Below are 6,096 nucleotides of genomic sequence, written 5' to 3'. Positions count from 1 at the left end.
TCCAGCCAGTACCGGCGACGCTGGAACGCATACGTCGGCAACTCCACCCGCCGCACACCACCACCCGCGAAAAGCGGCGACCAATCCACCCCCACCCCCCGCACAAACACCTCAGCCAACGAAGACAGAAAACGCCCCATCCCACCCTCACCACGACGCAGCGTCCCCACCACCACCGCATCACCACCCACCGCATCCACACTCTCCTGCACCCCAAAACCCAGCACAGGATGCGGACTCACCTCAACAAACGCCCCAAACCCCTCACCCAACAACACATCCGTCGCCTCAGCAAAACGCACCGTCTCCCGCAAATTACGAAACCAATACCCCGCATCCAGCCCCGCCGTATCCAACCACCCACCCGTCACCGTCGAAAAAAACGGCACCCGCGAAGACACCGGCTCAATACCAGCCAACTCCGCCAACAACCCCTCCTCCAACCCATCCACCTGAGCCGAATGCGACGCATAATCCACCGCAATACGACGCACCCGCACCCCCTCACGCTCACACACCCCCACCAACTCATCCAACACACCCACCTCACCCGACACCACCACCGACGACGGACCATTCACCGCCGCCACCCCCACACCCGACCCCAACCCACCCAACAAACCCTCCACCACACCCACCGACGCACCCACCGACACCATCCCCCCACCACCAGCCAACACCCGCAACGCCCTACTCCGCAGCGCCACCACCCGCGCCGCATCCCCCAACGACAAACCACCCGCCACACACGCCGCCGCAATCTCCCCCTGCGAATGCCCCACCACCGCATCCACACCCACACCAAACGACTCCCACAACGCCGCCAACGACACCATCACCGCAAACAACACCGGCTGCACCACATCCACCCGATCCAAACCCACCCCACCCCGCACCACCTCACACAACGACCACCCCACAAACGGCGCCAACGCCGCCTCACACTCCCCCATCCGCGCAGCAAACACCGACGACGAATCCAACAACTCCACCGCCATACCCACCCACTGCGCCATACCCACCCACTGCGCCCCCTGCCCAGGAAACACAAACACCGACTTCCCACCCACACCAGCCACACCAGCCACCACACCCGAAGCCGGCACACCAACCACATCCCCACCCGAAACCAACCCCCCAAGCGCTGCCAGCGCCTCGGCACGGTCATGGGCGAACAGCACCGCGCGGTGGTCGAGGGCGCTGCGCGTGGTCGCGAGGGAGTGGGCCACGTCAGCGGGCGCGAGATCGGCGTTGCTGTCGGCGCCCAAGAAGGACGCGAGCCGGTCGGCCTGTGCTCGAAGGGCGTCGGCACTCCGGGCGGAGATCACCCACGGCAGGGCAACGGCAGGTACGGCAGCGTCGTCTCGGCCCTGCTCCGCACCGTCGGTCTCGTCCACCGGAGGCTGCTCAAGAATGACGTGGGCGTTCGTACCGCTGATTCCGAAGGACGAGACCGCGGCCCGCCGCGGACGTCCGCTCTCCGGCCACGGCTGCGCCTCCGTCAGCAGCGAGACCGCGCCCGCGGACCAGTCCACGTGCGGCGTCGGCTCGTCCACATGCAGGGTCTTCGGCAGCATCCCGTGCCGCATCGCCATGACCATCTTGATCACGCCGCCGGCGCCGGCCGCGGCCTGGGTGTGGCCGATGTTGGACTTCAACGAGCCCAGCCACAGGGGCCGGTCACCGGCGCGGTCGCGGCCGTAAGTGGCCAGCAGCGCCTGGGCCTCGATCGGGTCGCCGAGGGGTGTACCGGTTCCGTGCGCGTCCACGGCGTCGACCTGGTCGGTGGAGAGGCCCGCCGCGGTCAGCGCCTCGAGGATCAGGCGTTGCTGGGACGGGCCGTTGGGCGCGGTGAGCCCGTTACTGGCGCCGTCCTGGTTGATGGCGGAGCCGCGTACGAGGGCCACCACGGGGTGACCGTTGCGCCGGGCGTCGGACAGCCGCTCCACGAGGAGCAGGCCGACGCCCTCCGCCCAGCCGGTCCCGTCCGCCCCGGCCGCGAAGGACTTGCAGCGACCGTCGGGTGCCAGCCCGCGCATGCGGCTGAACTCGACGAACGCGCCCGGGGTGGACATCACGGTGACGCCGCCGGCGAGCGCGAGCGTGCACTCTTCCCGGCGCAGCGCCTCGCACGCCAGGTGCAGGGCCACCAACGACGAGGAGCAGGCGGTGTCGAGGGTGACGGCCGGGCCTTCGAGGCCGAAGGTGTAGGCCAGGCGCCCGGAGGCGATGCTGCCCGCGCTGCCGTTGCCGAGGAACCCTTCGAGTCCGTCGGGAATGGATTGCAGACGGGCCGCGTAGTCGTGGTACATCACCCCGGCGAAGACGCCGGTGCGGCTGCCACGCAGCGACTCGACGTCGATACCGGCCCGCTCGAAGGTCTCCCAGGCGGTCTCCAGGAGCAGGCGCTGCTGCGGGTCCATCGCCAGTGCCTCGCGCGGGCTGATGTTGAACAGTTCCGCATCGAAGCGGTCGGCGTCGTAGAGGAATCCGCCCTCGCGGGTGTAGCTCGTGCCGCTGCGCTCCGGGTCGGGGTCGTAGAGCGCGTCCACGTTCCAGCCGCGCTCGGCCGGGAACTCGCCGATGCCGTCCGTGCCCTGGGCCACCAGCCGCCACAGGTCCTCGGGCGACCGGACCCCGCCGGGGAACCGGCAGCCCATCGCGACGATCGCGATCGGCTCCTGCTCCTTCGACTCCACCTCCTGCAGGCGCTGCCTGGCCTGGTGCAGATCGGTGGTGACCCGCTTCAGATAGCCGCGAAGCTTCTGCTCGTTCGACTGCTCCGACATCGCCGTCAGCTCCTCGCCCCGGAAGGAAAACCCTCGTACATGTGGTTCTTGCGGTAGTTGGTGCTCTTGCTCTCGTAGCCGCTGCTGTTGGTGGTCACTGCGCGCCGAGTTCCGTGTCGATGAACTCGAAGATCTCGTCGTCGCTCGCGGACTCGATCCGGTCGACGACCGCGTCGCCGTCCGTCCCGCTGCCGTCGCCCTCGCCGCCGGTGCCGCCCGCGCCGCCCACCGTGTTCAGCAGCTCTTGGAGCCTCGTGGCCAGCCGCGCGCGGGCGTTGTCGTCCCCGGCGATCGACGCCAACCCCTCGTGGATCCGGTCCAGTTCCGCCATCAGCGGCAGAACGCTCGCCGTGCGGTTGTCGACAATCCGCTCGTCCAGGTAACGCACCAGTGCGGCACTGGTGGGGTGATCGAAGATCAGCGTGGCGGGCAGCGGCAGGCCCGTCGCGGCGGTCAGCCGGTTACGGAAGTCGACGGCGGCCAGCGAGTCGAAGCCCAGGTCGCCGAAGGTGCGGTTCGGGTCGACGGCGGCCGACGAGGCGTGTCCGAGGGCGGCGGCGGCTTCGCCGCGTACGAGGGCGGAGAGTGTGCGCTCCCGCTCCGCGTCGGAGACGCCGGCCAGTCGCAGCGCCAACGTGCTCGATGTGGCCTGCTGTTCGGCGCGGGTGATCCGCGAGGGGATCGGTACGAGGCCCTGGAACAGCGGCGGGAGCCGGTCGGCGCGGGCACGCAGGGCGGCGGAGTCGAGGCGGATCGGTACCAGCAGCGCCCGGTCGGCGGCCAGTGCGGTGTCCAGGAGCTCCAGCCCCTCCGTGTCCGAGAGCGGCACCACTCCGGCGCGGCTCATCCGCCGCCGGTCCGCCTCGGCCAGTTCGCCCGTCATCCCGCTCTCCCGCGCCCAAAGGCCCCACGCCAAGGAGGTGGCGGCCAGCCCGTCGGCGCGCCGCCGCTGTGCCAGAGCGTCCAGGAACGCGTTGGCCGCGGCGTAGTTGGCCTGGCCCGCGGCGCCCAGCGTGCCGACCGCGGAGGAGAAGAGGACGAATGCGTGCAGCGGCAGGTCCTTGGTCGCCTCGTGCAGGTTCAGCGCGGCATCGACCTTCGGGCGCAGCACCCGGTCGAGCCGGTCGGCGTCGAGCGACTGCAGGACGCCGTCGTCGACCACTCCGGCAGCGTGTACGACCCCGGTCAGCGGGAACTCGTGCGGTATCCGTGCCAGCAGCTCCATGAGCGCCGCCGGGTCCGCCACGTCGCATGCGGCGAGGGTGACTTCGGCCCCCAGGCCCGCCAGTTCGGCCCGCAGTTCCGCCGCTCCTTCGGCGTCCGGCCCGCGTCGGCTCGTCAACAGCAGGTGGCGTACGCCGTGTTCGGCGACCAGATGGCGGGCCGTCAGGCCGCCGAGGGCCCCCGTCGCACCAGTGATCAGTACGGTGCCGGCCGGGTCCCAGGACGGATCCGGCGCGTCGTCCTGAACTGCCGTACGGACCAGCCGCGGTACGTACGCGAGGCCCGTCCGCAGCGCCACCTGTGGCTCACCGGAGGCGACCGCCGCGGCCAGTGCCCGGCGCGAACCGTCCGTGTCGTCCAGGTCCACCAGCGTGATCCGGTCCGGGTGCTCCGCCTGGGCCGATCGGATCAGTCCCCAGAGCGCGGCGGCGGCGAGGTCGGCGACCCCGTCCCGCGCCTTGGTGGCCACCGCGCCACGCGTCACCAGCACCAGCCGGGACTCGGCGAACCGCTCGCCGGCCAGCCATTCCTGCACCAGGCGCAGGGCGCGGTGGGTGGTGTCGTGAACGGTCCGGGCGTCCGCCGCGGCGGGCGAGGCGTACGCGGCCAGCACCACGTCCGGCACAGGAGCTGAGGCCGAGGAACCACTCAACGGCCCGAGCTCCGGCAGAGGTGAGGCGGACACCCCGGCCGCCGCCAGCGATTCGGACAGCTCGAGCAGGTCCGCACCGAGGACCGCCCACCGGCCCGTGACCGGCGGCGACGGCTTCGGCTCGGGCTCGACCCAGTCCACGCCGAACAGCGCGTCGCGGTGGACGGATCCGGCCGCGGCCAGCTGCCGCAACGACATCGGCCGCAGGGCCAGCGACTCCACCGTGGCCACCGGGAGTCCCTTGTCGTCGGTCAGCTCCAACGTCATCGCGCTGTCCCCCGACGGGGCGAGTCGCACGCGCAGGCCGGCCGCCCCGGAGCTGTGCAGGGTCACACCGTTCCACTGGAACGGCAGGCGGACGACGGCCGCCTCGGCATCCTCCTCCGGCGCTTCGAGAGCCGCCGAGTGCAGGGCCGCGTCGAGCAGGGCCGGGTGCAGTGCGAAGGAGGAGGCGTCGGCTCCGTGCGGGAGTCGGACCTCCGCGAAGAGCTCCGCGCCGCGCCGCCAGGCGGCGTGCAGCCCCTGGAACACCGGACCGTAGCCATAGCCCAGCCCGGCCAGCCGCTCGTACAGACCGTCCACCGCCACCGGTGTCGCGTCCTGAGGCGGCCATACGCCGGGTTCGCCGGCCGGAGCCGGTCCGCCGTCGGCCAGCACACCCGTGGCGTGGCACACCCACGGCTGGTCGGCGGAGAGCTCACCACGCGAGGACACCCGCACCGTACGCCGACCGTCTTCGTCGGCCTCGCCGACCAGGACCTGCAGCCTGACCCCGCCGCTCTGGGGCAGGATCAGCGGGGCCTGGAGTGTCAGCTCCGCCACGCGGCCGCAGCCCACCTCGTCCCCGGCTCGGATCGCCAGCTCGAGGAAGGCGGCACCGGGCAGCAGGACGGTGTCCATGACCTGGTGGTCGGCGAGCCAGGGGTGGGTGGCCGCGGAGAGCCGCCCGGTGAACAGGTACGCGTCTCCGCTGGAGAGTTCGACCGCCGCGCCCAGCAGCGGGTGGTCCGCCGATTCGAGCCCTGCCGCGGACACGTCCGTGGCCACGACGGTTTCGTTCAGCCAGTAGCGCTCCCGCTGGAAGGCGTACGTCGGCAGTGCGACCGTCCGCGCTCCGGGGAAGAACGCGGACCAGTCGAGGACCGTTCCCCGCGTGTGGAGCCGTCCCACCGCGGTGAGCAGCGCCTTGGTCTCGGACCGGTCGCGCCGCAGCGCGGGCAGGAAGGCCGACGGCTCGCCGGGCGAGGCGAGGCACTCCTGTCCCATCGCGGTGAGCACCGCGTCCGGTCCGACCTCCACGAAGGAAGTGACGCCAGCGGCCGCCAACTCCTTCATGCCGTCGAGGAATCGGACGGTGCTGCGGACGTGCTCCACCCAGTAGTCGGCGGTGGTGATCTCGTCGGCGGACGCGAGCGTACCGGTGACGTTGGA

2 protein-coding genes are annotated in these 6,096 nt (G+C 71.2%); both read right to left on the bottom strand.

The window, feature by feature from the left end:
- Positions 1 to 2,789: type I polyketide synthase (locus ADK64_RS03040; RefSeq protein WP_159046147.1), on the bottom strand; the 2,789-nt coding region annotated here is incomplete at its 3' end.
- A gap of 94 nt (positions 2,790 to 2,883) precedes the next feature.
- Positions 2,884 to 6,096 (bottom strand): type I polyketide synthase (locus tag ADK64_RS03035; protein WP_159046146.1); only part of this gene is annotated, 3,213 nt, incomplete at its 5' end.

The sequence above is a fragment of the Streptomyces sp. MMG1121 genome, from assembly GCF_001280015.1.
Taxonomy (GTDB): Bacteria; Actinomycetota; Actinomycetes; order Streptomycetales; family Streptomycetaceae; genus Streptomyces.
The sequence above is the reverse complement of the archived record's forward strand: the minus strand, read 5'-3'. Positions and strand labels throughout refer to the sequence as shown.